This window comes from Blastococcus sp. SYSU DS0541 (genome assembly GCF_054050875.1).
On sequence record NZ_JBJHAD010000015.1, the window covers coordinates 52,782 to 77,790 of the forward strand.

Annotated in this window: 25 protein-coding genes and 1 pseudogene; 17 read left to right on the forward strand and 9 right to left on the reverse strand. The window is 75.0% G+C overall.

Annotated features, from left to right (window positions below; translation table 11 throughout):
* The first annotated feature begins 75 nt into the window (after positions 1 to 75).
* Both dnaE and ACI794_RS15835 read left to right on the forward strand, forming a co-directional pair.
* Entirely contained in the window at positions 76 to 3,636 is a 3,561-nt protein-coding gene (gene dnaE, locus ACI794_RS15830; RefSeq protein WP_456601892.1) for a DNA polymerase III subunit alpha, read from the forward strand.
* Between the two features lie 62 nt (positions 3,637 to 3,698).
* Positions 3,699 to 4,289, forward strand: a complete 591-nt coding sequence (locus tag ACI794_RS15835) for a hypothetical protein (RefSeq protein ID WP_456601893.1) — start codon at positions 3,699 to 3,701, stop codon at positions 4,287 to 4,289.
* Between the two features lie 18 nt (positions 4,290 to 4,307).
* Here ACI794_RS15835 and ACI794_RS15840 read toward each other — a convergent pair whose 3' ends face one another.
* Positions 4,308 to 5,108, reverse strand: coding sequence for an LON peptidase substrate-binding domain-containing protein (locus ACI794_RS15840; RefSeq protein WP_456616828.1), 801 nt, complete (start codon positions 5,106 to 5,108; stop codon positions 4,308 to 4,310).
* A gap of 117 nt (positions 5,109 to 5,225) precedes the next feature.
* Between ACI794_RS15840 and hisD the strand changes: the two genes are divergently transcribed.
* Genes hisD through ACI794_RS15865 form a run of 5 tightly spaced genes read left to right on the forward strand, consistent with a single transcriptional unit; the run spans position 5,226 to position 9,032 of the window.
* A complete protein-coding gene (gene hisD / locus ACI794_RS15845) occupies positions 5,226 to 6,530 on the forward strand; it encodes a histidinol dehydrogenase (RefSeq protein WP_456616829.1) in 1,305 nt (434 codons plus the stop codon).
* On the forward strand, positions 6,527 to 7,639 hold the full coding sequence (locus tag ACI794_RS15850; protein WP_456616830.1) for a histidinol-phosphate transaminase: 1,113 nt from the start codon (positions 6,527 to 6,529) through the stop codon (positions 7,637 to 7,639). Before hisD ends, ACI794_RS15850 begins: the two co-directional genes overlap by 4 nt.
* A 5-nt stretch (positions 7,640 to 7,644) precedes the next feature.
* Positions 7,645 to 8,241 carry an imidazoleglycerol-phosphate dehydratase HisB gene (gene hisB, locus ACI794_RS15855; RefSeq protein ID WP_456616831.1) on the forward strand — a complete coding sequence of 199 codons (597 nt, stop codon included), beginning with the start codon at positions 7,645 to 7,647 and terminating at the stop codon, positions 8,239 to 8,241.
* Positions 8,242 to 8,257: 16 nt separating this feature from the next.
* Positions 8,258 to 8,434, forward strand: a complete 177-nt coding sequence (locus ACI794_RS15860) for a hypothetical protein (protein ID WP_456601898.1) — start codon at positions 8,258 to 8,260, stop codon at positions 8,432 to 8,434.
* 7 nt (positions 8,435 to 8,441) lie between these two features.
* Positions 8,442 to 9,032 carry a nucleotidyltransferase family protein gene (locus ACI794_RS15865; protein ID WP_456616832.1) on the forward strand — a complete coding sequence of 197 codons (591 nt, stop codon included), beginning with the start codon at positions 8,442 to 8,444 and terminating at the stop codon, positions 9,030 to 9,032.
* 60 nt (positions 9,033 to 9,092) lie between these two features.
* On the opposite strand, the gene ACI794_RS15870 is transcribed toward ACI794_RS15865, so the two are convergent.
* Entirely contained in the window at positions 9,093 to 9,317 is a 225-nt protein-coding gene (locus tag ACI794_RS15870; RefSeq protein WP_456616850.1) for an HNH endonuclease signature motif containing protein, read from the reverse strand.
* Positions 9,318 to 9,412: 95 nt separating this feature from the next.
* Positions 9,413 to 10,276, reverse strand: a pseudogene (locus tag ACI794_RS15875) (DUF222 domain-containing protein); the annotation flags it as partial.
* 190 nt (positions 10,277 to 10,466) lie between these two features.
* Here ACI794_RS15875 and hisH point away from each other — a divergent pair.
* A complete protein-coding gene (hisH, locus tag ACI794_RS15880; RefSeq protein ID WP_456601901.1) occupies positions 10,467 to 11,105 on the forward strand; it encodes an imidazole glycerol phosphate synthase subunit HisH in 639 nt (212 codons plus the stop codon).
* 6 nt (positions 11,106 to 11,111) lie between these two features.
* Here the strand turns inward: hisH and ACI794_RS15885 are convergent, their stop codons facing one another.
* Positions 11,112 to 11,876, reverse strand: a complete 765-nt coding sequence (locus ACI794_RS15885) for an SDR family NAD(P)-dependent oxidoreductase (RefSeq protein WP_456582601.1) — start codon at positions 11,874 to 11,876, stop codon at positions 11,112 to 11,114.
* 91 nt (positions 11,877 to 11,967) lie between these two features.
* On the opposite strand from ACI794_RS15885, the gene ACI794_RS15890 reads away from it, so the two are divergent.
* The 4 genes from ACI794_RS15890 to ACI794_RS15905 all read left to right on the forward strand — a co-directional run bounded on the left by ACI794_RS15890 (position 11,968) and on the right by ACI794_RS15905 (position 16,931).
* Complete coding sequence (locus tag ACI794_RS15890) at positions 11,968 to 14,289, forward strand: M28 family peptidase (RefSeq protein ID WP_456616833.1); 2,322 nt, start codon at positions 11,968 to 11,970, stop codon at positions 14,287 to 14,289.
* Between the two features lie 66 nt (positions 14,290 to 14,355).
* The gene (locus ACI794_RS15895; RefSeq protein WP_456601904.1) at positions 14,356 to 14,679 is read left to right on the forward strand and encodes a hypothetical protein; all 324 of its coding nucleotides are present in this window, start codon (positions 14,356 to 14,358) and stop codon (positions 14,677 to 14,679) included.
* Between the two features lie 21 nt (positions 14,680 to 14,700).
* Complete coding sequence (locus ACI794_RS15900) at positions 14,701 to 16,266, forward strand: sensor histidine kinase (protein ID WP_456616834.1); 1,566 nt, start codon at positions 14,701 to 14,703, stop codon at positions 16,264 to 16,266.
* Positions 16,263 to 16,931, forward strand: a complete 669-nt coding sequence (locus tag ACI794_RS15905) for a response regulator transcription factor (protein WP_456601906.1) — start codon at positions 16,263 to 16,265, stop codon at positions 16,929 to 16,931. The genes ACI794_RS15900 and ACI794_RS15905 overlap by 4 nt, the downstream gene beginning before the upstream one ends.
* 56 nt (positions 16,932 to 16,987) lie before the next feature.
* Here ACI794_RS15905 and ACI794_RS15910 read toward each other — a convergent pair whose 3' ends face one another.
* From ACI794_RS15910 to ACI794_RS15925, 4 genes are all read right to left on the reverse strand, one after another.
* Entirely contained in the window at positions 16,988 to 17,284 is a 297-nt protein-coding gene (locus ACI794_RS15910) for a hypothetical protein (RefSeq protein ID WP_456601907.1), read from the reverse strand.
* Positions 17,285 to 17,378: 94 nt separating this feature from the next.
* Positions 17,379 to 18,629: an aminoglycoside phosphotransferase family protein gene (locus tag ACI794_RS15915; protein ID WP_456616835.1), complete on the reverse strand. Its 1,251-nt coding sequence runs from the start codon at positions 18,627 to 18,629 to the stop codon at positions 17,379 to 17,381.
* Between the two features lie 56 nt (positions 18,630 to 18,685).
* A complete protein-coding gene (locus tag ACI794_RS15920) occupies positions 18,686 to 19,288 on the reverse strand; it encodes a nitroreductase family protein (protein ID WP_456601909.1) in 603 nt (200 codons plus the stop codon).
* A gap of 46 nt (positions 19,289 to 19,334) precedes the next feature.
* Positions 19,335 to 19,883: a TIGR03086 family metal-binding protein gene (locus tag ACI794_RS15925; RefSeq protein WP_456601910.1), complete on the reverse strand. Its 549-nt coding sequence runs from the start codon at positions 19,881 to 19,883 to the stop codon at positions 19,335 to 19,337.
* 38 nt (positions 19,884 to 19,921) lie between these two features.
* Here ACI794_RS15925 and ACI794_RS15930 point away from each other — a divergent pair, with 38 nt between their 5' ends.
* The 5 genes from ACI794_RS15930 to ACI794_RS15950 all read left to right on the forward strand — a co-directional run bounded on the left by ACI794_RS15930 (position 19,922) and on the right by ACI794_RS15950 (position 24,250).
* Complete coding sequence (locus ACI794_RS15930) at positions 19,922 to 20,764, forward strand: helix-turn-helix domain-containing protein (protein ID WP_456616836.1); 843 nt, start codon at positions 19,922 to 19,924, stop codon at positions 20,762 to 20,764.
* 37 nt (positions 20,765 to 20,801) lie between these two features.
* Entirely contained in the window at positions 20,802 to 21,533 is a 732-nt protein-coding gene (gene priA, locus ACI794_RS15935) for a bifunctional 1-(5-phosphoribosyl)-5-((5-phosphoribosylamino)methylideneamino)imidazole-4-carboxamide isomerase/phosphoribosylanthranilate isomerase PriA (RefSeq protein ID WP_456601912.1), read from the forward strand.
* Positions 21,530 to 21,922 (forward strand): RidA family protein, encoded by a 393-nt coding sequence (locus tag ACI794_RS15940; protein ID WP_456601913.1) that lies wholly within the window; start codon positions 21,530 to 21,532, stop codon positions 21,920 to 21,922. The genes priA and ACI794_RS15940 overlap by 4 nt, the downstream gene beginning before the upstream one ends.
* Complete coding sequence (gene hisF, locus ACI794_RS15945; protein ID WP_456616837.1) at positions 21,919 to 22,713, forward strand: imidazole glycerol phosphate synthase subunit HisF; 795 nt, start codon at positions 21,919 to 21,921, stop codon at positions 22,711 to 22,713. Before ACI794_RS15940 ends, hisF begins: the two co-directional genes overlap by 4 nt.
* 127 nt (positions 22,714 to 22,840) lie before the next feature.
* Entirely contained in the window at positions 22,841 to 24,250 is a 1,410-nt protein-coding gene (locus ACI794_RS15950) for an FAD-binding oxidoreductase (protein ID WP_456616838.1), read from the forward strand.
* A gap of 16 nt (positions 24,251 to 24,266) precedes the next feature.
* On the opposite strand, the gene ACI794_RS15955 is transcribed toward ACI794_RS15950, so the two are convergent.
* On the reverse strand, positions 24,267 to 24,878 hold the full coding sequence (locus ACI794_RS15955) for a TIGR03085 family metal-binding protein (protein ID WP_456616839.1): 612 nt from the start codon (positions 24,876 to 24,878) through the stop codon (positions 24,267 to 24,269).
* Positions 24,879 to 25,009: the final 131 nt, after the last annotated feature.

Below are 25,009 nucleotides of genomic sequence, written 5' to 3' on the forward strand. Positions count from 1 at the left end.
GCCGGTCTTCCCCGCCGGTCGCCCGCCGCGTGACGCCGGCCGGGCACGCACGACCCGTGAGGAGCCAGACCCCCTGTGAGCAGCCCGTCCGATTCGTTCGTGCACCTGCACGTGCACACCGAGTACTCGATGCTGGACGGTGCGGCGAAGCTGCCGGAGGTCACCAAGGCCGCGGCCGAGCACGGGATGCCGGCGCTGGCCATGACCGACCACGGCAACGTCTTCGGCGCCTACGACTTCTACAAGCAGGCGAACGCGGCCGGTGTGAAGCCGATCATCGGCATGGAGGGCTACTACACGCCGGGCTCGCGCTTCGACCGGGCGCCCTTCGACTTCGGCGACAACCTCATCGACGAGGAGGGTGACGGCGGGTCCAACCGGGGCAAGGCCGCCTACACCCACATGACGCTGCTGGCCCGCACCACCGAGGGCATGCACAACCTGTTCCGCATCTCCTCGCTGGCCAGCCTGGAGGGGCAGTACCGCAAGCCGCGGTTCGACCGCGACCTGCTGGAGCGCTACGGCAAGGGCCTGATCGCCACCACCGGCTGCCCGTCGGGCGAGGTCAACATGTGGCTGCGCGCGGGCAAGGAGGACAAGGCCCGCCAGGCGGCCGCCGACTTCCAGGACATCTTCGGGCGGGAGAACTTCTACGCCGAGCTGATGGACCACGGCCTGTCCATCGAGAAGAAGACCCGCCCGGCGCTGCTGGCGATCGCCAAGGACCTCGGCATCCCGCTGCTGGCCACCAACGACCTCCACTACACGCACAAGGAGGACGCCGAGGCCCACGACGCCCTGCTGTGCATCCAGACCGGCTCGCGGCTCAACGAGCCGAACCGCTTCAAGTTCAACGGTGACGGCTACTACCTGAAGTCCGCCGCCGAGATGCGCGCGCTGTTCACCGGCGACCTCCGCGAGGCCTGCGACAACACCCTGCTGGTCGCCGAGCAGTGCGAGGTGAGCTTCACCGAGGGCGCCGACCTCATGCCCCGCTTCCCCCTGCCCCCGGGGGAGGACGAGACCTCCTGGTTCGTCAAGGAGGTCGAGCGCGGCCTGCACAAGCGCTACCCGAGCGGCATCCCCGACCACGTGCGCAAGCAGGCCGACTACGAGGTCGGGATCATCACCCAGATGGGCTTCCCGGGGTACTTCCTCGTGGTCGCCGACTTCATCAACTGGGCGAAGGACAACGGCATCCGCGTGGGGCCCGGCCGTGGATCCGCCGCGGGCTCGCTGGCCGCCTACGCCATGGGCATCACCGACCTCGACCCGCTGCAGCACGGGCTGATCTTCGAGCGGTTCCTCAACCCCGAGCGCGTCTCCATGCCCGACGTCGACATCGACTTCGACGACCGCCGGCGCGGCGAGGTCATCCAGTACGTCTCGAAGAAGTACGGCGAGGAACGGGTCAGCCAGATCGTCACCTACGGGACGATCAAGGCCAAGGCCGCGATCAAGGACGCCGCCCGGGTGCTCGACCGGCCCTACTCCGTGGGCGACGAGCTGACCAAGCTCATGCCGCCGGACGTGATGGGCAAGGGCATCCCGCTCTCGGGGGTCTTCGACCCGGCCCACCCGCGCTACAAGGAGGCCGCGGAGTTCCGCGCCCGCTACGAGTCCGACCCCGGCGCCGCCGAGGTGGTCGACCAGGCCCGCAAGCTCGAGGGGCTGAAGCGCCAGTGGGGCGTGCACGCGGCCGGCGTCATCATCGGCCGCTACCCGCTCATCGACTCGATCCCGATCATGCGGCGCGAGGCCGACGGCGCGGTCATCACGCAGTTCGACTACCCGACCTGCGAGACGCTCGGCCTGCTCAAGATGGACTTCCTGGGCCTGCGCAACCTCACGGTCATCGACGACGCGCTGCGCAACATCGTGATCAACGGCAAGGAGCCGGTCGACCTCGACGAGATCAGCAAGGACCTCACCGACCCGAACACCTACGCGCTGCTCAGCCGCGGTGACACCCTCGGGGTCTTCCAGTTCGACGGCGGGCCGATGCGCTCGCTGCTGCGGCTCATGCGGCCGGACAACTTCGAGGACATCTCGGCCGTCGGCGCCCTCTACCGCCCGGGTCCGATGGGCGCGAACTCGCACACCAACTACGCGCTGCGCAAGAACGGCCAGCAGGAGATCACCCCGATCCACCCGGAGCTGGCCGAGCCCCTGGAGGAGATCCTCGGCCAGACCTACGGCCTGATCGTCTACCAGGAGCAGGTCATGGCCATCGCGCAGAAGGTCGCCGGGTACTCGCTCGGCAAGGCCGACCTGCTGCGCCGCGCGATGGGCAAGAAGAAGAAGTCGGTCCTGGACGCCGAGTTCGTCGGCTTCGAGGCGGGGATGAAGGCCAACGGCTTCTCCGGCGCCGCGATCAAGACGCTCTGGGACATTCTCGTCCCGTTCGCCGACTACGCGTTCAACAAGGCCCACTCGGCCGCCTACGGCCTGGTCTCGTACTGGACGGCCTACCTCAAGGCCAACTACCCGGCCGAGTACATGGCCGGGCTGCTCACCAGCGTCCAGGACGACAAGGACCGCCGGCCGATCTACCTGGCCGAGTGCCGTCGGATGGGCATCAAGGTCCTTCCGCCGGACGTCAACGAGTCGTCGTGGGACTTCACCGCCGTCGGCACCGACATCCGCTTCGGGCTGGCGTCGGTCCGCAACGTCGGCACCAACGTCGTGGAGTCGATCGTCAAGGCGCGCGAGGAGAAGGGCGCGTTCAAGGACTTCGCCGACTTCATGCGCAAGATCGACACCGTGGCCTGCAACAAGAAGGTCATCGAGTCCCTGGCCAAGGCCGGTGCCTTCGACTCGCTCGGCCACTCGCGCCAGGGCATCGTCGCGATCCACGCGCAGGCCGTCGACTCCGCGATGGGGCTCAAGCGCAAGGAGGCCGAGGGCCAGTTCGACCTCTTCGGCAGCTTCGGCGAGGGGGACGCGGCCGACGACCCCTTCGGCAACGCGCTGGACATCACCATCCCGACCGCCGACTGGTCCAAGAGCGAGCGGCTGATGTTCGAGCGCGACATGCTCGGCCTCTACGTCTCCGACCACCCGCTGCACGGGGTCGAGCACGTGCTGGCGGCCAACGCCGACACACCCATCGCCGAGATCAACGCCGGCGGGGTCGAGGACGGCGCCAACGTGACCATCGCCGGCATCCTCACCTCGGTCTCGCCGCGGACCAACAAGCAGGGCGCCCCGTGGGCGATCGCGACGCTGGAGGACCTCGAATCGGGCATCGAGGTCCTGTTCTTCCCCAAGACCTGGGCCGAGGTCTCGGAGAAGGTGGTCCGCGACCAGATCGTCGTGGTCAAGGGCCGGATCAGCCGGCGCGACGAGCAGCCGTCGCTGTTCGGGTCGGAGGTGAGCATCCCGGAGCTCACCGAGGGCGCGCGCGGCCCCGTGCTCGTCTCGATGGCGGCGGCGCGCTGCACCCCACCGGTGGTCGAGCGGCTCCGCGAGGTGCTCGGCAGCCACCCGGGCACCACGGAGGTGCAGCTCAAGTTGGTCAACGGCGGCCGGGAGACCGTGCTGCGGCTCGACCAGGGGCTGCGGGTGCGTCCCAGCCCCGCCCTGATGGGGGACATCAAGGCCCTCCTCGGGCCGACGAGCGTCGCGCTGCTCTGAACGAGGGCCCCCTGCGGGAGGGTCGGGCGCGGTCCCCGGCGGAGCCGTTGTTCACTGGGACGGTGACCACCCCACCGCTGCCCCTCCAGCCCGCCCCGGGGGTGCCCGTGCACGCCTACTGGCGGGGCTGGACGGAGGTGCGGCAGGACCTGCACGCCGCCCGGACGCTGGTGGTGGGATTGGCGCTCGCCGGCCTGCCCGTGGGGGCGCTCTGGTGGCTGCTGGCGCCTCGCGCCGAACTGCGGGTCACCGACACCGGGCCGGTCGTCGTCGGGCCACCCGCGGCGGAGGTCCGCGTCGCCGACGACGCCGTCCTCGTGCTCCTGCTCCTCGGGCTCGGCCTGCTGGCCGGTGCGGCGGCGTGGCGGGTGCGCCGCGCTCGCGGGGTGGGGATGCTGGTCGCCCTCTCGGTCGGGGGCTCGGTCGCCGCCGTCCTCGCCTGGCAGACCGGTGAGCTGCTCGCCCCCTCGCCGACCGAGGCGCAGCTGTCCGAGGTCGGTGCCCAGGTCACCACGGGGCTGGTGCTGAGCTCGCTGCCCGGCCTGGCCGCTGCGCCGTTCGCCGCGTTGCTGGTCTACCTGGGTTGCGCGCTCCTGGCCGCCGACGACGGCCTCGGGCGCACCTGGACCCCGCCCGGGGCCCGCACGGGCTGAACAGGCCGGGGGCCTCCCTCAGTTCACCGTCATCGGGGTGGCGAACTGCTGCAGCGGCGCGGGTACAGCGCCCAGCGTCTGCAGGAGGGTGAGCTCCCGGCGCAGCAGCCGGGACTCCGCGGCCAGCCGTCGGCGGGTCGCGGACTCGGCGAGCAGCGACTGCCGGTCCTCGGTGGTGAGCAGCGCCGAGGAGGCGACCAGCCAGGACAGCGCCGCCGGGTCGTCCCCGGCCGCGGCGAGCCGCACCGCCGCCTCCACGCCGTCCCCGGTCGCGCCGGCGCCCAGGGCCGACACCTCGGCCACGTAGCGCGTGAACAGGTCACCCACCCCCCGCGCCAGGAGATCCAGCGACCCCCGGGCGACCGAGGTGGCCACCTCGTCCGCGGGCGGCACCAGCGAGCGGTCGCCGTCGGTCACCGACTCGGCGTCCCCGGCGGCCTCCTCGGCGGCCTCCTCCTCGGCGAGCCACTCGACCTCGGCCTGCAGGTAGGGCGGATCCTCGCCGACGACGACGTCCAGGAGCCGGAACCGCTCGCCGCCGACGGTCACGATGCGGAAGCCGCCGTCGGACTGGGGCTGCACCCGCTGCAGGCGCGCGGTGCACCCGATGTCGTAGAGCGCTGCCGCCGGGGCCACCCGCTCGACCTCCCAGCCCTGCCGGATCGCGACCACGCCGAAGAAGCGGCGGTCGCCGTGCTCGGGGCGGTCCATGAGGTCGCGCATGAGGCGGCGGTAGCGGGGCTCGAAGATCTGCAGCGGCAGGACGACCCCCGGGAACAGGGGGCGGCCCAGCGGGAACAGCGGGATCAGCTCGCCCATCCCGGCAAGCCTACGGGCCGCGCGCGTCTCGCCCGTGCGGGCGCTCCGGGGACGCCGGACGGCGCTGGATACCCTGGGACCCGCGTCGCACCACCCGATCCGACTCCGGAGGCCTCCGTGCTGGCACGCATCGACCTGCGTGGGAACGCGCTGCCCGGCGTGCGAGAGCTCGCCGGACTGCTGCCGCGGGCCGCCACCGACATCGACTCGGTGCTCGCCACCGTCCGCCCGCTGTGCGAGGACGTGCGACTGCGGGGGGCGCAGGCGGTGCGCGAGATCACCGCCCGGCTCGACGGCGTGGACGCCGAGGACTTCGCCGTCCCGCAGGAGGCGCTGACCCGCGCGCTCGCCGAGTGCGACCCGACGCTGCGCGAGGCCCTGGAAGAGTCGATCGCCCGGGTGCGGAAGGTGCACTCGGACCAGCGGCGCAGCGACGTCACCACGGAGGTCGTCCCCGGCGGGACGGTGACCGAGCGCTGGCTCCCCGTCCGGCGGGTGGGGCTCTACGTGCCCGGTGGGCTGGCGCCGTTGCTGTCCAGCGTCGTCATGAACGTGGTGCCCGCGCAGATCGCCGGCGTCGAGTCGATCGCGGTGGCCTCCCCGCCGCAGCGGGACAACGGCGGCCTGCCCGACCCCGGGGTGCTCGCCGCCTGCGCACTGCTGGGCGTCACCGAGGTCTACGCCGTCGGCGGGGCGCAGGCCATCGCCGTCTTCGGGTACGGCGCCGGTTCGTGCGAGCCGGTCGACATGGTGACCGGCCCCGGCAACGTCTACGTGACCGCCGCCAAGCGGCTGCTGCGCGGGCTGATCGGCATCGACTCCGAGGCCGGGCCCACCGAGGTCGCGATCCTCGCCGACGACACCGCCGACCCGGCGCACGTGGCGGCCGACCTGATCAGCCAGGCGGAGCACGACCCCCTGGCCGGGGCGGTCCTCGTGACGTCGAGCGAGGAGCTGGCCGACGCCGTGCTCGCCCTGGTGCCCGGGCAGGTCGCCGCCACCAAGCACTCCGACCGGATCACCACCGCTCTGGACGGCACCCAGTCGGGCGTCGTGCTGGTCGACGACCTCGAGGCGGGGCTGCGGGTCGTCGACGCCTACGCCGCCGAGCACCTGGAGATCCAGACCCGCGACGCGCGCGACGTCGCGATGCGGGTGCGCAACGCCGGGGCGATCTTCGTCGGCGCCTGGTCGCCGGTCTCGCTCGGTGACTACATCGCCGGGTCCAACCACGTGCTGCCCACCGGGGGGTGCGCGCGGCACTCCAGCGGCCTGTCGGTGCAGTCCTTCCTGCGCGGCATACACCTGGTCGAGTACGACGAGCAGGCGCTGGCCGACGTCGCCGGGCACGTCGACGCCCTCGCCGGCGCCGAGGACCTCCCGGCGCACGCGGCCGCGGTGCGGGTCCGGCAGCGGTCGTGACGTCGCTCGACGAGCTCCCGCTGCGGCCGGAGCTGCGCGGCCGCACGCCCTACGGCGCCCCGCAGCTGCCGGCCACCCACCGGCTCAACACCAACGAGAACCCGCACCCGCTGCCGGCCGAGCTGCTGGCCGACCTCGGCGCGGCGCTGGGGCATGCGGCGCTGGAGCTCAACCGGTACCCCGACCGGGACGCCGTCGCGCTGCGCGCCGACCTCGCCGCCTACCTCACCCGGACCGGCGGCCTGGCGGTCGGTCCCGCGCAGGTGTGGGCGGCCAACGGCTCCAACGAGGTGCTGCAGCAGGTCCTGCAGGCGTTCGGGGGCGCGGGCCGCACGGCGCTGGGGTTCACGCCGTCGTACTCGATGCACCCGATCATCGCTGCGGGCACCGGCACGGCGTGGGTCGACGGCCACCGGGCGGCCGACTTCACGATCGACACCGCGGCCGCCGTCGCCCAGGTGCGCGAGGTGCGGCCCGACGTCGTCTTCGTCACCAGCCCGAACAACCCGACCGGCACGGCCGTGGACCTGGCGACGGTCGCCGCCCTGTACGAGGCGACCGAGGGGGTGCTCGTCGTCGACGAGGCCTACGCGGAGTTCGCCCGGGCGGGGACCCCGTCGGCGCTCACGCTGCTCCCGGGCCGGCCGCGGCTGATCGTGAGCCGCACGATGAGCAAGGCGTTCGGCATGGCCGGCCTGCGGCTGGGCTACCTGGCCGCGGACCCCGCCGTCGTCGACGCCCTCCAGCTGGTGCGGCTGCCGTACCACCTGAGCTCGCTCACCCAGGCCGCCGCGCGGGCGGCGCTGGCGCACACCGACGCCCTGCTGGCGACCGTCGACGCGGTCAAGGCCCAGCGCGACCGCATCGTGGCGGCGCTGCCGGCCCTGGGGCTGACCAGCGTGGCCAGCGACGCGAACTTCGTGCTCTTCGGCCACTTCGCCGACGCACCGGCCGCCTGGCGGGCGCTGCTGGACCGGGGGGTGCTCGTGCGGGACGTCGGGCTGCCGGGGTGGCTGCGGGTGACCGCCGGCACCGCCGAGGAGACCGACGCGTTCCTCACCGCGCTGGGTGAGGTCGCGCCGGACCACCGCACGACTCTGGGAGACTGACCCCCATGACCCGCACCGCACGCGTCGAGCGCCAGACCAACGAGACCAAGCTCGTGGTGGAGCTCGACCTCGACGGCACCGGCAGCAGCTCCGTCAGCACGGGCGTGGGCTTCTACGACCATATGCTCACCGCGCTGTCCAAGCACAGCGGCATCGACCTCACCGTGCGGGCCGACGGCGACCTGCACATCGACGCGCACCACACGGTCGAGGACGTCGCCATCGCGCTGGGGCAGGCGTTCGCCGAGGCGCTGGGGGACAAGCGCGGGATCACCCGCTACGGCGACGTGACCATCCCGATGGACGAGGTGCTCGCCCAGGCCGCCGTCGACCTCTCCGGGCGGCCGTACTTCGTGCACGCCGAGCCCGAGAACATGACGCCGATGATCGGGCCGGACTACCCGACGTCGCTGACCAAGCACGTGCTCGAGTCGTTCGCCTTCAACGCGCGGATCAGCCTGCACGTGCGGGTGCTCTACGCCGGCCGGGACGCGCACCACATCGTCGAGGCCCAGTTCAAGGCGCTGGCGCGGGCGCTGCGCGCGGCCGTGGCGATCGATCCCCGGGTCACCGACGTGCCCTCGACCAAGGGCGCGCTGTGATCCCGCGCGGCCGGCGGTGAACGCGGGGCTGCCCCTGCTCCTGCTGGGTGGGTTCCTGCTCGGTGGGGCGTGGAGCATCTGGCGGGCGGACGACGACAGCGTCGGGCGCACCGGCCCGCAGATCGTCTTCGCGGTCATCCTGCTCCTCGCCGCCGTGCTGGCCAGCGCGGCGGGCATCCTGCGCCTGATCTGAGCCGGGCGTGCGCCCGGCCGACGAGGAGCGGTTCCTCGGGATCGTGACGGCCGACCCGACGGTGCGGGCCGTGCTCGAGCGAGCCCCGGTCCTCGGCGTGGGCGAGTGGTGGCTCACCGCCGGGGTGCTGTTCCAGACGGTGTGGAACGACCTGACCGGCCGGCCGCCGGGCAGCGGCATCCGTGACGCCGACTTCTTCTACTTCGACCCCGACACCTCCTGGGAGTCGGAGGACGCGGTGATCCGCGCGGGCGCCGAGCTCTTCGGCGACCTGCCCGTGCCGGTGGAGATCCGCAACGAGGCCCGGGTGCACCTCTGGTACGAGGCCCGCTTCGGGGTGCCGGCGGTGCCGTTCCGCGACTGCGCCGACGCCATCGACCACTTCGCGGCCGTGTGCTGCTGCTACGGCATCCGGGTCGACGGCGCCGGCGGCCTGCAGGTCTACGCGCCGCACGGCTACGCCGACCTGTTCGACCTGGTGGTGCGACCCAACCGGCGGCTGGCGCCCCGGCACGTCTACGAGGCCAAGGCCGCGCGGTGGCAGCAGCAGTGGCCCGAGCTCACCGTCGTCCCGTGGAGCGGGACCCCGGCTCGCTGAACGTGCCCGCGGCTCACCCTGCTCGGGAGTTGGCCGGCTCTGCGCTGATGCGGGGGAGTATCAGGATCTCGGTGCCGTCGGGCCGGTAGGGCGCCATCGGCCGTCGGGTTGTCGTTCGACGCGGAACCCGTGGTGGATCTTGGTGTGGTGCCGTTCGCAGAGCAGGGCTGAGTTCTCCAGCGAGGTGTCCCCGCCGTCGGCCCAGTGCACGATGTGGTGGACGTCGCACCAGTGGGTGGGGGCGTGGCAGCCGGTGAACGAAAGGACCCCTCCGCCCCCCGCCACTCGCAAGCTCGCGGCGGGCCCCTGCGAAGGGGCCGAACGCGGCCGACGTCGAGGGGTTGGCCTTCGGGGCCCAGCACGATGCGGGTGACGGTGCCGTCGCAGGCCAGCCAACGGGCCCGGGCCGCGGAGATCGTCGCCCCGAAGCCGAGGGTGGCCGCGCCGGGGCCGGTGTCCGGGTCGATGAGGTCCTCCAGGTCCACCCGGACCACCACCTGGGGTTTGTGGGTGCGCAGCACCGGCAGGGTGCCCGCGGCCAGGGCGTTGTCGGCGAGCTGCACGAGGGCGTCGCCCTGCTGCTGGGCGCGGGTCCGGGTGTCCCCGGCGGGCCGGGCGGCCTGCAGCAGGGACTCGACCGCGGCCTGGACCTTCTCCCCGCCCACGGCGTCCAGTTCGCCGCGGAAGGAGACCGACCCGTCGGCGTGCTTGACGAAGGTGAGGGAGCGTCCCTCGGTGGGATCGGGTTCGAGCCCACCAGGATCGAGCCGGGCCAGGTAGTGGGCCACGACCTGGCGCAGCTCGGCGTGCGGGCGGCTCGCGGCCACCTCCGCCAGCGCGGCATCGACCCCGGCGAGGTCGACGTCCTGGGCCGCGGCGGCGGCCAGGTTCCCCGGGGTGGCTACCGCGGCGATCACCACCACCGCCTCGGCGGTGATCGCCCCCGCGGCGAAGGCCGCGGCCACCGCCGGCAGCTCCGGCAGCGCCCGGCCCGAGCGCACCAGCCGCGACGCCGCGCCGGCCGAGAGCAGCGCGTGCCCGCGCAGCCAGGAGGCCATCGAGGCCTTCCCGTCGTGCTCGGCGGCCTGGGTGACCTCGCACTCCCGCACCCGGCGGGCCACCTGCGCGGCCAGCCGGTTGGACGCGGTGAGCAGCGCACCCAGCTGCTCGATCAGCTGCGGGCCGAACGCGCCGTCGAGCCGTTCGGCGGCCAGGTCGTCCAGCGCGGCGACCAACCGGTCCACCGCGCCCTCCGCACCTGTCGAACGAATGTGCGAATAATACCGCCGATCGGCCTCCGCCGCTGCATGAATCTGCAGGTCAGCGACTTGTCCACAGATGCCGGGATCAACTTGACGGGGACGGCGATCGGTCCTCGGGGGGGGCGCGGGAACACGTGAGGGGGCTCCGGCGCTGGTCGGTAGCGTGGCAGGCGTGAAGAAGGTGGCGGTCCTCGACTACGGCTCGGGCAACCTGCGCTCCGCGGAGCGCGCCCTGCAGCGGGTCGGCGCCGAGGTCACGGTGACCTCCGACGCGCAGACGGCGCTGGACGCCGACGGCCTCGTGGTCCCCGGCGTCGGCGCGTTCGCCGCCTGCATGGCGGGGCTGGACGCCGTCGACGGCCGCCGCATCATCGGCCGCCGGCTCGCGGGCAGCCGGCCGGTGCTGGGAATCTGCGTCGGCATGCAGATCCTCTTCGAGCGAGGCGTCGAGCACGGCGTGGACGCCGAGGGCTGCGGCGAGTGGCCCGGCGTCGTCGAGCCGCTCGAGGCGCCGGTGCTGCCGCACATGGGCTGGAACACCGTGCAGGCGCCGCGGGACAGCGTGCTGTTCGCGGGGCTGGCCGACCAGCGCTTCTACTTCGTCCACTCCTACGGCGTGCGGAACTTCCCGCTCGGCCAGGACGGCGTCCCCTCGCCGCTGGCCAAGCCGTTGGTGACCTGGGCCGAGCACGGCGACCGGTTCGTCGCGGGTGTGGAAAACGCCGCCCTCTCGGCCACCCAGTTCCACCCCGAGAAGAGCGGGGACGCGGGGGCCCAGCTGCTCACCAACTGGCTGCACAGCCTCGACTGAGGTGGCTCAGCTGCGCAGGTAGCTGGCCCCGTTGACGTCGATGATCGTGCCGGTGGAGAAGCGGGCCTCCGGAGACGCCAGCCAGAGCACCGCGGCGGCGACCTCCTCGGGCCGCGCCACCCGGCCGTAGGGCGACTGCGCCCGCACCGCGTCGCCGCCCGGGCCGTCGAGGACGTCGCGCGCCATCTCCGTCTGCACGAACCCCGGTGCGACGCTGCCCACGCTGATCCCGTGCGGGGCGAGCGCCTGGGCCATCGACTGCCCGAACGCGTTGAGGCCCGCCTTGGCGGCGCCGTAGGCGGGGGTGGCCGGCTCGCCCCGGAACGCGCCCCGGCTGGTCACGTTGACGACCGCGCCACCGCCGGCGGCGACCAGGTGCGGCACCGCCCGGAAGGTCGCGTGCATCGCGCCGACCAGGTTCACCTGCAGCGTGCGGGCCACCACCGCCTGCCAGTCGGCCCAGGAGGTCTCCAGCGGCGGGTGCGGGGTGAAGACGCCGGCGTTGTTGACCAGCACCTGCAGCCCGCCCAGGGCGGCGGCGGCCTCGTCGACCGCCGCTGCGACCGCCTCGGCGTCGGCGACGTCGGCCTGGACGACGGCGTGCCCGCGGCCGGGCAGCTCGGCGGCGACCCGCTCCGCGGCCTCCCGCGAGGTGCCGGAGTGCACGGCGACCCGGTCGCCACGGGCGGCGAAGGCGAGCGCGATGGCCCGCCCGATGCCGCGGGACGCGCCCGTGACGAGGACGGCGCGGGACTCCGGGGCGCTGGTCATGGCGGCAGTCAACCAGCCGCGTCGGCCGCGCCTGCCCCGCCGGGGTGCGCCCGCGCCCTAGGGTGCGCGGGTCCCCGTCCGAGGAGGTCCCGTGCCCGCCGAGCGCCTGTCCCGCCCCGGCCGCCCGGTCGGGCTCGCCGTCGTGGCGCTGCTCCTGGCGCTCGCCGCCTGGACCGTCGCAGGGCTGCAGCCGCCGGACCCGCGCCCCGCCGACGCCCCGCCCGCTGAGTTCAGCGCCGCCCGCGCCGTCGCGCACGTCGAGCGCATCGCGGCCGAGCCGCGCGTGGCGGGCAGCCCCGCGAGCGACGCGGTGGTGGCCGACCTGGTGGCCACGCTGACCGACCTCGGCCTGGACACCCGCGTGCAGAACGCCGTCGGTACCCGGCCCGGCGGGGCGGGGGAGGCGCGCATGGCCCGGGTCCGCAACGTCGTCGCAGTCCTCCCCGGTGCCGACCCCACCGGCCGGCTCTACCTCGTGGCGCACCACGACTCGGTGGAGGGCGGCCCGGGCGCGGCCGACGACGCCGCCGGGGTCGCCACGCTGCTGGAGTCGGTCCGCGCGCTGACGGAGGGCCCCTCGCTGCGCAACGACGTCGTCGTCGTCCTCACCGACGCCGAGGAGGCCTGCCTCTGCGGGGCCGAGGCGTTCACCGCCTCGCACCCGCTGGCCGGCGGGGGGGTGGCGCTCAACGTCGAGGCCCGCGGCACCGGCGGGCCGCCGATCATGTTCGAGACCTCGCGCGGCAACGCCGGCCTCGCCGCGGTGTACGCCGACGCCGCGCCGCACCCGGTCGCGAGCAGCGTCGCCGTCGAGGTCTACCGGGCGCTGCCCAACGACACCGACTTCAGCGTCCTCCTCGAGGACGGCGGCTTCACCGGCATGAACACCGCCTTCATCGAGGGCGCGGCCGCCTACCACTCGCCGCAGGACACCCCGGACCGGCTCGACCGCGGCACGCTGCAGGCCCTCGGCGACAACACCCTGGCTCTGGCCCGCGAGCTCGGGGGCCGCGACCTGGCCGAGCTCGCCGGGCCCGCGGCCGCGGACGCCACCTACTTCCCCCTTCCGGGCCTGCTGGTCCGCTACCCGGGCTCGCTGGTGTGGCCGCTGGCCGGTGCGGCGCTGGCGGCGGCCGCCGGGCTGGCCTGGGCCCTGCACGCCCGCGGGCTCGGCTCGCTGCGGCGCACGGCCGGCGCGGCTGCGCTGGCGATCGTCCCGCTGGTGGCGGCGCCGCTCGCCGCGCAGGGCCTGTGGGCGGCCCTCGTCGGGGTCCGCCCCGGCTACGCCACGATGCTCGACCCCTGGCGGCCGGGCTGGTTCCGGCTGGCCGCGGTGGCGCTGGTGCTGGCCGTGGTCCTGGTCTGGTACGCCCTGCTGCGCCGCCGGGTCGGTGCCGGACCACTGGCCGCGGGTGCGTTCCTCTGGCTCGCCGTGGTGGCGCTCGTGCTCGCCGCTGTGGCGCCCGGCGGCTCCTACCTGGCCGCGTGGCCGGCGCTGGTCGGTGGGCTCACCGGCACCGTCGCCGTCCTCGTGCCCGCCCGGGTCGTCCGCGTCCTGGCCGCGCTGCTCACCGGTGCGGCCGCGGTGCTCGTCCTCGCACCGACCGCCGCGCTCTTCTTCCCGGCCCTCGGGCTGTCCCAGGCGCTCGCGCCGTCGGTCGTCGTCGTCCTCGCCGGGCTCGCCCTGCTGCCGGCGTTCGACCTCCTCTTCCCCGACCCCGCGGGCAGGGCCCGGCTCGGGTCGGCCGCCGTGCCCGTGGTGGCGCTGGCCACCGCGGGGGCGTGCGCTGCGGTCGGGCTGGCGGTCGACCGGTTCGACGCGGACCACCCGGTGCCCAGCCGGCTGGCGTACGTGCTCGACACCGAGCAGGACGAGGCCCGCTGGGTGACGACCGAGACGACGCCGGGGGAGTGGACCGCCCGCTTCGTCGACGGCCGCGGCACGCTCGGCGCCGACCTGCCCTACCTCGCCGGCCGCGACCTGCTGACCGGACCGGCCGAGGTCGCCGACCTCCCGGCGCCGGCGGTCACCGTGGTGTCCGACGAGGTCCTCGGCGGGCGGCGGGAGATCGCCGTGCGGGTGGCGCCTCAGCGGAGCGGCGTCCGGCTGGTCGACCTCGAGCTGACCGTCGACGGCGGCAGCGTCGTCCGCGCCCGGCTCGCCGGCCGGGACGTGCCCGAAGGGTCGCTGGGCGGCAGCGCCCTGCGGATCACCTTCCACGCGCCGCCCGCCGACGGGCTGCAGGCCGCGTTCACGGTGGAGGGCGACGGTCCGGTGCGGCTGCGCGCCACCGACGGCAGCGACGGGCTCGAGGAGCTCCCCGGGTTCGATCCCCGGCCCGAGGGGGTCGACGTCGCCGGCACGCACGGCGCGGACCTGGTGCTCGTCACGGGGATCACCGCGCTCGGCTGACCGGGGATGAGAGCTCTCTCATCCCGCTGTCACCACCGTGCCACCGGGACGGCCGAGGCTGAACCGGTGCGACCTCGTCCGCTGCTCGCCGTGCTCGCCGGCCTCGCCGCCGTCCTGCTCACCGGCGGCCTGGCATGGGCGTTGCTGGGCTCGCCGGCACCGGTGGAGCAGCCGGTGCCGGCGCCCATCGACGTCCCCGCCCGGGTGGAGCTTCCGTCCGAGCCGGCCGCGTCCGAGCCGGTCGCGCCCGGGCCGGGGGACGCGGGTGGGCCGCCGCCGGCCACCGACGTCGTGCCCCCGCCACCCCTGCCCGACGACGATGACGATGACGACGACGGTCCCGGGGACGACGACGGGGGCCCGGACGTTGACGACGACGGTGACGACTGAGCGGTGCACGAGGGGCAGCAGGTGAGGGCCGGGTGGCGCGAGCGCGCCCGGCGCCGGCTGGTGCCCCGGACCGCCCGGACGCGGATCATCGCCTGGGTCCTCCTGCTGGTGCTCCTGGCGCTGGCGCTGGTCACGCTGGTCACCTGGCGGTTGCTCATCCGGTCGATCGACGAGCGGATGGACCTGGCGCTGCGGGCCGAGGTGGAGGAGTTCTCGCAGATCGTCGAGGGCAACATCGACCCGGCGACGGGGGAGCCCTTCGCCTCGGTGGCCGACGTGCTGCGGACCGTGATCACCTACAACCTGGCCCGCCCGAACGAGAAGTTCCTCGGCTACGTGGGCGGCGAGTACCGCTTCCAGAGCCGCATCGAGGCGCCGGTCCTGCTGAGCGAGGACGCCGCCTTCACCGACCTCGTGGGGTCGGTGACCGAGACCCGCGCCGGCAGCTACGCGAGCGGCGCGGGCGAGGTCCGGTACCTCGCGGTCCCGGTCACCCTGGAGGGCGACCCGACCCCGGGCGTCGCCCTCGTCGCCTACTTCGCCGACCAGGAGCGCCAGGCCGCCGACGACACCGCGCGGCTGATGCTGGGTGTCGGCGGGGTGACGGTGCTGCTCGCCGCCGCCGGGGCGTGGGTCGTCGCCGGTCGCGTCCTCGCCCCGGTGCGCGCCGTCGCGACGACCGCGCAGGGGATCACCGAGACCGACCTGACCGGCCGCATCCCGGTCGACGGGCGCCCGGCCGACGAGCTCGGGGACCTCGCCGTGGCCGTCAACGGGATGCTCGACCGGGTCGAGACCGGCGTCGCGGCCCAGCGCCGGTTCCTCGACGACGCCGGCCACGAACTGCGCACGCCGATCACCATCGTGCGCGGGCACCTGGAGGTGCTCGACCCGTCCGACCCCGAGGACGTGCGCCAGACGGTCGCCCTGGTCGACGACGAGCTGGAGCGGATGAACCGCATGGTGTCCGAGCTGCTCCTGCTCGCCCGCGCCGAGCAGCCCGAGTTCGTCCGCCTGCAGCCGGTGGACGTCGCGGAGGTCACCGCCGACGTGTTCGGCAAGGTCCGGCAGCTCGGCGACCGCGACTGGCAGCTGGGCGCCGTCGCCCGGGCCGACCTGCTCCTGGACCCGCAGCGGCTGACCCAGGCGGTCGTTGCGCTGGCCGACAACGCCGTCCAGCACACCGGGACCGGGGACCGCATCGTGCTGGGGAGCCGGCTCAGCGGCGACCGGCTGCTGGTGTGGGTCGACGACACCGGGCCCGGGATCCCCGCGGCGGACCAGGAGCGGGTGTTCGACCGGTTCTCCCGCGGCAGCTCGGCGGCACGGCGCAGCGACGGCGCGGGCCTCGGCCTCTCCATCGTGCGGGCGATCGCGGCCGGTCACGGCGGCACCGTGGAGCTGCACAGTCGCCCGGGGGAGGGGGCGACCTTCACCCTGGTCCTGCCCGCCCGGCCGGCGCCCCCGCACGACGGCGGGCCGGCCGACCTGCCCGCCGGCCCGGAGGGCACCGTCGACGACGCCGCGGACACACCGCTCCTGGGGGCCGGGGTCCCCTCCGCACCGACCGAGGGAGGGTCCCGGTGAGCCGGGTGCTGATCGCCGAGGACGAGCCCCGCATCGCCGCGTTCGTCGAGAAGGGCCTGAAGGCCAACGGCTTCGTGACGGCGGTCGTCGGCGACGGGTTGTCGGCGCTCGACCGCGCCCGCAGCGGCGAGTTCGACCTGGTCGTCCTCGACATCGGGCTGCCGGTGCTCGACGGCTTCTCGGTTCTGCGGGCCCTGCGTGCCGAGCGCTGCACCGTCCCGGTGGTCGTCCTGACCGCGCGGGACAGCGTGCAGGACACCGTCGCGGGGTTGGAGGGCGGCGCGGACGACTACATGGCCAAGCCCTTCCGCTTCGAGGAGCTGCTCGCCCGGGTCCGGCTGCGGCTGGCCGGGGCCCGCGATGCCGAGAGCACTGCCACGGTGCTGACCGTCGGCGGGCTCTCGCTGGACCTGCGGACCCGGCGGGCCAGCGTGGACGGGCGGGTCGTCGACCTCTCGGCGCGGGAGTTCGCCCTCGCCGAGACCTTCCTGCGCCACCCGGGTCAGGTGCTGGCCCGCGAGCAGCTGCTCAGCCACGTGTGGGGGTACGACTTCGACCCGGGCTCCAACGTCGTGGACGTCTACGTCCGGTACCTCCGCAGGAAGCTCGGTGCCGAGCGCATCGAGACGGTGCGCGGCATGGGCTACCGCCTCCCGGCGGCCTGACCCGCGCAGCCGACGGCCCCGGCCCGAGTGGGGACCGGGGCCGTCGGCTCCAGGGATCAGTCGTCGGTGTCCGGGCTGTCGTCGGGGGTGTCGACGTCGGGTGTGTCGACGTCCGGGCTGGCGTCGTCGGGGCTGTCCCCGTCGCGGTCGGACGTGTCCGTGGACGCCTCGGCGACGGCGTCGTCGTCGGGCGAGGCGTCGGGGCTGTCGTCCGCCGCGACGGAGATGGCGGCCGGCGGCTGCGACGAGGCCCCGCCGTCGTCCGCCGCGGCGATGCCGACGCCGGCGACGCCGAGCCCCGCGAGCGCGGTGCCGAAGGTGACGATCTTCCAGGTGGCGGGCGTGCTGCTCATGGTGCAGTCCTCTCGGGAACGGTGCTGGTGCGCTGACGAGGACCACGGTGCCCACCGCGGGTGAGCCCTCCGGGAGACCGCGATGAGGCTGCTCTCATCCGGCGGCGGAGTGCCGCGCCGTGCAGCCGGCCCACTGCTCGGCGAGGGCCAGCCGGGCCTCGGTCGCCGCGGCCCACCCCGGCTGCTGCACCCGGAAGGGGCCGGTGGCCAGACCGACGAGCACGCCCGACACCCGGGCCTCCAGCTGGCCCCGGGGCCAGCGCCCCGCGAGCAGGGAGACCGCCCGCTCGCGGTAGGCGGTGATCGGCTCCCGCTCGACGGCCAGGTGCTCCAGCAGGACCAGGTGTCCCAGCAGGGTGGCCCAGTCGTCGATCCGGGCCCCCGGGCCGGCGGTGTCCACGTCGAGCAGGCCGACGACCGCCCCGGCGTCGTCCACGAGCAGTTGCGCCTCGTAGAAGTCACCGTGCACCGGCACGACGGGGTGCCGGCCGGCGCCGGCCGCCACCGCGGCGGTGACCCGCTCCAGCCGGGGCAGGAGGGCGGGGGACACCGTTCCGAGCACCGCCGCGTGCGCCCGCAGGGCGGGCAGCGGGTCGCCGGGCGCGCCGCGCCTCTTCCGCGCCGCCACGGCCGGGAGCCGGTCGAGCAGGAGGTCGAGTGCCTGCGGGTCGGGCAGCCTCGCGGGGTCCCCGGTCAGCGCCGCCCGCAGGGGCGTGCCGGGCAGGCCGGGCAGCAGGACCACGCCGTCGGCGGTGCTCGCCAGCACCGGCGGGACCGGGACGGCCGGGGCCAGGGCGGTGTGGCGGTGCACGAGGTCCGCGACCGCCGACGGGCGGACGACCTTGAGGAACCAGCGACCGGCGGGCGAGGTCACCTCCACGACCGCGCGCCGGCCGGGCCGGTAGGCGCGCAGCCGCAGCCGGGGGGCGGGGACGTCGACGCCGAGCGCGGCCAGCCGCTCGGCCACCCCGGCGGCCGAGGTCGCCCAGGCCAGCCCGGGCAGCGCGGGGTCCAGCGGCCACCGCCAGAGACCCACGGCGAGCGGTGCACCCCCGGCCTCGCCCTCGACGACGGCGGCCCCCGGCGGCATCGCGGTGCCCGTCGTCGCCGCGAGGTGCTCGCGCGTGGTGCGCCCGTCGGCCCACTCGACGACGGCGGTGTGGCGGACGGTGGCCGCCCCGTCGGGGCGCAGGGACACCGACGTCGCCGCGAGGGTCCGGAGCCGGCCGGACAGCGGCCCCAGCACGGCCGACCAGAGATTGCCGGCCGGCGCGCCGAGCAGGAGCTGCAGCGAGGGGGGCCACCACGGGGGGACCCGCACCGGGCTGAGCGGGCCGCTGTCCACCCCGCCAGCCTCGGTGGCGGCCGTGAACCGCGCGTGAGAGCCCGATGAGGGAGCTCTCACCAGCGGCCCCGGTGCACCACCTCGTCGACGCCCCGCCGGCCCCGGCGCAGCGACGGCGACCGGCGGTCCTCCGCGCCGGGGTAGCCGACCGAGACGCAGCCGACCGGCCGGTACTCCTCCGGCACCCCGAACGCCGACCGGAACGCGCCGACCCGCTCGGCCGGGACGCCGAAGAAGCAGGCACCGAGCCCCTGGTCGACCGCGGTGAGCAGCATCAGCAGCGAGGCCATCCCGGCGTCGACGTCCCAGTAGGGCACCGGCCAGCGGGCCTCGTCGCGGTCGGTCCAGCCCTTGTCCGGCTCGGCGTAGCGGTCGAGGTAGGCGCTCTTGTTGGCCAGCGGCACGACCAGCAGCGGGGCCCGCCGCATGCGGGTCAGCCAGCCGTCCGGGTGGGTGGGGGCCGGCGCAGTCGCCGACCAGAATCGGTCGCGCTCCTCCGGTGTCTCCAGCACGAGGAACGCCCAGCCCTGGCTGAACCCGGCCGACGGCGCCCGGATGGCGTGCTCGAGCAGCCTCTCCCGCACCTCGGGGGGCACCGGGCGGTCGGGGTCGTAGTCGCGCACCATGCGGCGACGGCGGACGACGTCAGCGAACTCCACGGCAGCTCTCCACGCCGTCAGCCTGCCGCACGGGGGCGACGCCGGGTCAGGCCCTCCGGCCGAGCCGGGCCAGCGCCCGCGTCGCCCGGTCGGCGTCGCCGGGCACCTCCAGGGCCGGGCGGCAGATGCCGTCCATGTGCAGGGCGGGGCCGAAGGCGTCCGCGCCCGCCTCGATCCGGTCCAGCTCCTCGTCGGTGAGGCCGGCGTCGGCGCCGACGGCGCGGGCGACGTCCCAGCGGTGCACGACCATGTCCCAGACGTAGAACTGCACGAAGGCGGCGCCGACCGTGGTGGGGCCGAAGAAGCCCTCGAACTCCCGGGCGGCGACGGCGTCGTCCGACACCGCCTCGGCAGTGCGCTTGGCGTGCTCCCGCCAGGCGGTCGCGAGGTCCGCGGCGACGTCCGGGGCCTCGCCGAGGTCGACGCCGTGCGTGGTGAGGAAGTCGCGCTGGGTGCCGATCACGTGCCTGACGACGTCGGCGGCGGTCCAGCCCTCGCAGGGGGACGGGCGGGCCCAGCCGGCCGGGGGGACGGCGTCGAGCAGCGCGGTGAAGGGGCGTTCGGCGGCCTGGAAGCTCGCGGCGGTGGAGGTCATGCCCCGGAACGTAGGAGCGTGCGGCAGGCTCGGTCTTGATGAAACCCGACAGGGCCGGTGGGGCGATGGACCACGTCGAGCGCGCCCACCTCAAGGACCCGGACGACGCCTCGCACGTCATCCACCGCTATCCCGCGGCGCCGGAGTTCGACGGCCTGCTGCAGCGGTTCTGGATCCCGGTGTGGTCGGTCCCGCCCGGCCGCGAGGCCCCGCAGCGGGTCCTGCAGTACCCGGTCGCGCTGCTGGTCGTCTCGGGGGGCTACGCCCGGTTCTACGGCGTCGTGAGCGGGCTGTCGGAGACGACGCTGACCGGCGACGGCTGGGCGGTGGGCGTCATGTGCGCTCCAGCGGCGGGCGCGCTGGTCGCCGGGGGGCCGATGAGCGGGTACACCGACCGGTACGTCGACGTCGCCGAGGTGCTGGGGCCCGAGGGGGAGCGGCTGACCACGCGCGTCCGCGCCGCCATGGCGCAGGACCCGCACGCCCCGGAGGCGCACACCGCGGCGATGGCCGCGTTCGGCGACGCGCTGCGGCCGTTCCTCCCGGTCGACGACGACGGCCGCCTGGTCAACGAGGTGGTGGCGTTCGTCGAGGGCGACCGCGAGGTGGTCCGCGTCGCGCAGGTGTGCGCGCGCTTCGGGCTCTCCGAACGGGCGCTGCAGCGGCTGGTGCACCGCCGCCTGGGGCTCACGCCCAAGTGGCTGATCCAGCGGCGCCGGCTCCAGGAGGCGGCCGAGCGGCTGCGCGGCAACCCGTCGAGCATCGGCGAGGTGGCGGCGGTGCTGGGCTACGCCGACCAGGCGCACTTCACCCGCGACTTCGCCCGCGTGACCGCGATGACCCCCGGGCGGTTCGCCGCCCGGCACGCGGCCGGGAGCTGACGCCGGGCGCCCCGGAGGCGGTCCCTAGGCTGCACCCGTGCCGAAGCTGCAGCTGCTCCCCGCCGTCGACGTCGCCGACGGCCAGGCCGTCCGTCTCGTGCAGGGGGAGGCCGGCAGCGAGACCTCCTACGGCGACCCCCTCGACGCCGCGCTGCAGTGGCAGCGCGACGGCGCCGAGTGGGTGCACCTGGTCGACCTCGACGCCGCCTTCGGCCGCGGCAGCAACCGCGAGCTGCTGGCCCGCGTCGTCGGAGAGCTGGACGTCGACGTGGAGCTCTCCGGCGGCATCCGCGACGACGCGTCGCTCGAGGCGGCGCTGGCCACCGGCTGCCGACGGGTCAACCTCGGCACCGCCGCCCTGGAGTCGCCCGAGTGGTGCGCCCGGGCCATCGCCGAGCACGGCGACCGGATCGCCGTCGGCCTCGACGTCCGCGGCACCCGGCTGGCCGCCCGGGGCTGGACCCAGGAGGGCGGGGAGCTGTACGAGACGCTCGCCCGCCTGGACGCCGAGGGCTGCGCCCGCTACGTGGTCACCGACATCACCAAGGACGGCACCCTCAAGGGCCCGAACCTGGAGCTGCTGCGCGAGGTCTGCGCCGCCACCCCGCGGCCGGTGATCGCCTCGGGCGGGGTCAGCTCGCTCGACGACATCCGCGCGCTGGCCTCGCTGACCGCCATCGGCGTCGAGGGCGCCATCGTCGGCAAGGCCCTCTACGCCGGCGCCTTCACCCTGCCGGAGGCCCTCCGGGTGACCGAGGAGCTGGCGTGAGCGTGGTCCGCCTGGGCTCGGGCAGCCCCTGGGAGGCGGTGGTCGGCTACAGCCGCGTCGTCGTCCGCGGGGACGCGGCCTGGGTCAGCGGGACGACGTCCACCATCGACGGCGAGGTCGCGCACCCCGGCGACGCCGCGGCGCAGACCCGGCAGGCGCTGGCGATCATCGAGCAGTCGCTGGAGCGGGCCGGCTTCGCCCTCGCCGACGTCGTCCGCACCCGGATGTACGTCACCGACATCAGCCGCTGGGAGGAGGTCGGCCGCGCCCACGGCGAGGTGTTCGGCGGCATCCGGCCGGCGTCGACCATGGTCGAGGTCTCCGCGCTCGTCGACCCCGAGCTGCTGGTGGAGATCGAGGCCGACGCCGTGCGGGAGCCCGCGGCGTGACGCTCGCCGTGCGGGTCATCCCGTGCCTCGACGTCGACGCCGGGCGCGTGGTCAAGGGCGTGAACTTCGTCGACCTCCGCGACGCCGGGGACCCCGTCGAGATGGCCCGGGTCTACGACGCCGAGGGCGCCGACGAGCTGACCTTCCTGGACATCACCGCCAGCTCCGGCAACCGCGAGACCACCTACGACGTCGTCCGCCGCACCGCCGAGAGCGTCTTCATCCCGCTGACCGTCGGCGGCGGCGTGCGCGGCGTCGAGGACGTCGACAAGCTGCTGCGCGCCGGCGCGGACAAGGTCGCGGTCAACACCGCCGCCGTGGCCCGGCCCGAGCTGATCGCCGAGATCGCCCACCGGTTCGGCAGCCAGGTGCTGGTGCTGTCGCTGGACGCGCGCCGGACCCGCGACGGCGCGGTGACCGACTCCGGCTACGAGATCACCACCCACGGCGGCCGCCGGGGCACCGGCCGCGACGCCGTCGAGTGGTGCGTGCAGGCAGCGGAGCTCGGGGTCGGCGAGATCCTGCTCAACTCCATGGACGCCGACGGCACGCGCGCCGGCTTCGACACCGACCTCATCGCGCAGGTGCGCCGCGAGGTGAACGTGCCGCTGATCGCCAGCGGTGGCGCGGGCGCGGTGGAGCACTTCCCGCCCGCCGTCGCGGCGGGCGCCGACGCGGTGCTGGCGGCGAGCGTCTTCCACTTCGGCCAGCTCCGCGTCGGCGACGTCAAGGCCGGCCTGGCCGCGGCCGGCGTCCCGGTGCGCCGCGAGGGCGACCAGCCACTCCACTGACGGTTGCCGGGTGAGCGCGCCGGAGCCGGCGTGCGCCGCGCGCGGTATCCCGCATGCGGGACGAAGGTCCGTCGCGGGGGCCGGGAGCCGGGAGCACCATGGTCGCTCCCGACTCCAGGAGGCAGTCATGGCGACTCCCACGCTGCAGTCCGGCATCCGCGGCTTCCGCGGTGAGGTGCTCCGGCCCGGCGACCCCGGCTACGACGACGCCCGCCGGGTCTTCAACGGCATGGTCGACCGTTCGCCCGCACTGATCGCCCGGTGCACCGGCACGGACGACGTCGTGGCGGCGGTGGGGCACGCCCGCGACGCCGGTCTCCCGCTCGCGGTGCACGGCGGGGGGCACGGCGTCGTGGGACACGCCGTCTGCGACGGCGGGCTCATGCTGGACCTCCGCCCGATGAACCGCGTGCAGGTCCAGGTGTCCGACCGTTCGGTGCGCGCCGATGGAGGGGCCACGTGGGCGCAGTTCGACGCCGCCACGCAGGAGCACGGGCTGGCGGTCACCGGCGGGCGGGTGTCGTCGACGGGCGTCGGCGGGCTCGCGCTCGGCAGCGGCAGCGGCTGGCTCGAGCGCACGCTGGGCTACACCTGCGACAGCCTCATCGGCGCCGAGGTGGTGACGGCCGCCGGCCAGGTGCTCGAGGTCGGCCCCGAGCAGGAGCCCGACCTGTTCTGGGCGCTGCGCGGTGGCGGGGGCAACTTCGGCGTCGTGACCCGGTTCGACTTCCGTGCTTCGCCGATGGGGCCGGTGCTCCTCGGCGGCATGGTGATGCACCCGCACGAGGCCGCCGTCGACGTGGTCCGCCACTACCGCGAGTTCATGGCCCAGGCGCCGGACGAGGTCAACGGTGCCGCCGCCTTCATCTCCGCCCCACCGGAGCCGTTCGTACCGGAACCCGTGCGGGGCCGTCCGGTGCTGGGGCTGGTCGTCGTGTACGCCGGCGACGTGGCGCAGGGGCAGGAGGTCCTGCGGCCACTGCTCGAGTACGGCTCCCCGATCGTCACGATGGTGCAGCCGATGCCCTACACGGCGATCCAGCAGATGCTCGACCTCGCCTGCCCGCGAGGCATGCGCAACTGGTGGACGGCGGACTTCCTGCGGGAGCTGCCCGACGACGGCATCGAGAGGATCGCCGAGCTGACCGGTCGCGTGCCCTCACCGATGACCCAGGTGATCCTCGCGCCCGGCGGCGGCGCGCTGGCGCGGGTCCCGCGCGAGGCCACGGCCTTCGACCTGCGGGACGCGCCCTGGAACATCCACTTCCTGAGCATGTGGCCCGACCCGGCCGACGACGAGCGCAACATCGCCTGGACCCGGGAGCTGGCCGCCTCCGTGAAGCCGTACGCCGCCGCCGGCGCCTACCTCAACTTCCTGGGCGACGAGGGGGCCGACCGGGTCCGTGCCGCCTTCGGCCCGGACAAGTACGACCGCCTGGTGGCGATCAAGGACCGCTACGACCCGGACAACCTGTTCTGCCTCAACCAGAACATCGCCCCGTCCAGCAGGCAGCCGGGGCCGCGCCCGGGCAGCTGACCCCTCCGGATGGCGGTCAGCCCACGTCGACGCGGGCGACGTCGCGCCGGCCCGCGGCCCAGAGCAGCAGCTCGAGCGGCTCGCCGGTGACCGTGCGCCCGCCGGCACCGAACCGCTTCTCCTCGCCGGCGGCGTCCGAGCGGCGGAGCACCAGGCCGCGGCGACCGGCGGCCCGCCGGGCGTGGAGCGCGGCGACCGACCACAGCTGGTCCTGCTCGGCCCCGGCCAGCGTGCGCGGCTCCCACCCGGGCTGGGCGCGACGGACGTCTTCGTGGTGGATGGTGAACTCCGACACGTTGATCGCCCGGGCCACGGCCGGCCAGGCCGTGGGCGCCCAGGACGGCGGGCCGGAGCGGACCTGACCCACCACCTCGGCGTAGGGGGTGGACTCGCGCAGCCGGTCCTCCAGCCGGTGGGACCACCAGCCCAGCCGCTCACCGCCGGGCACCATCTCCAGGCCGTAGCCAGGGAGGGCGTCGGGCCGCCGGTCGCGGACGGCGAGGTGCGCGGCCAGGTGCGCCGTGGTCCATCCCTCGCAGCACGTCGGCGCCTCCGGCCCGAGCTCGTCGAGGAGGTCGGCCAGGGCGGCGCGCTCGCGGTCCTGCAGGGGTGGGGGAGAGGCGCTCATCGCACCTTCGTACCGGGCGGGTGCGTCCGGCGACACCCGGGCCCGGGAAGAAGTCGCGTGCGGGCGTGGTTGGCACCGCTTAGCGTTCCTAACGACCGTGCACCCCGTCCCGGTCGCCCGACCCCCGAGGA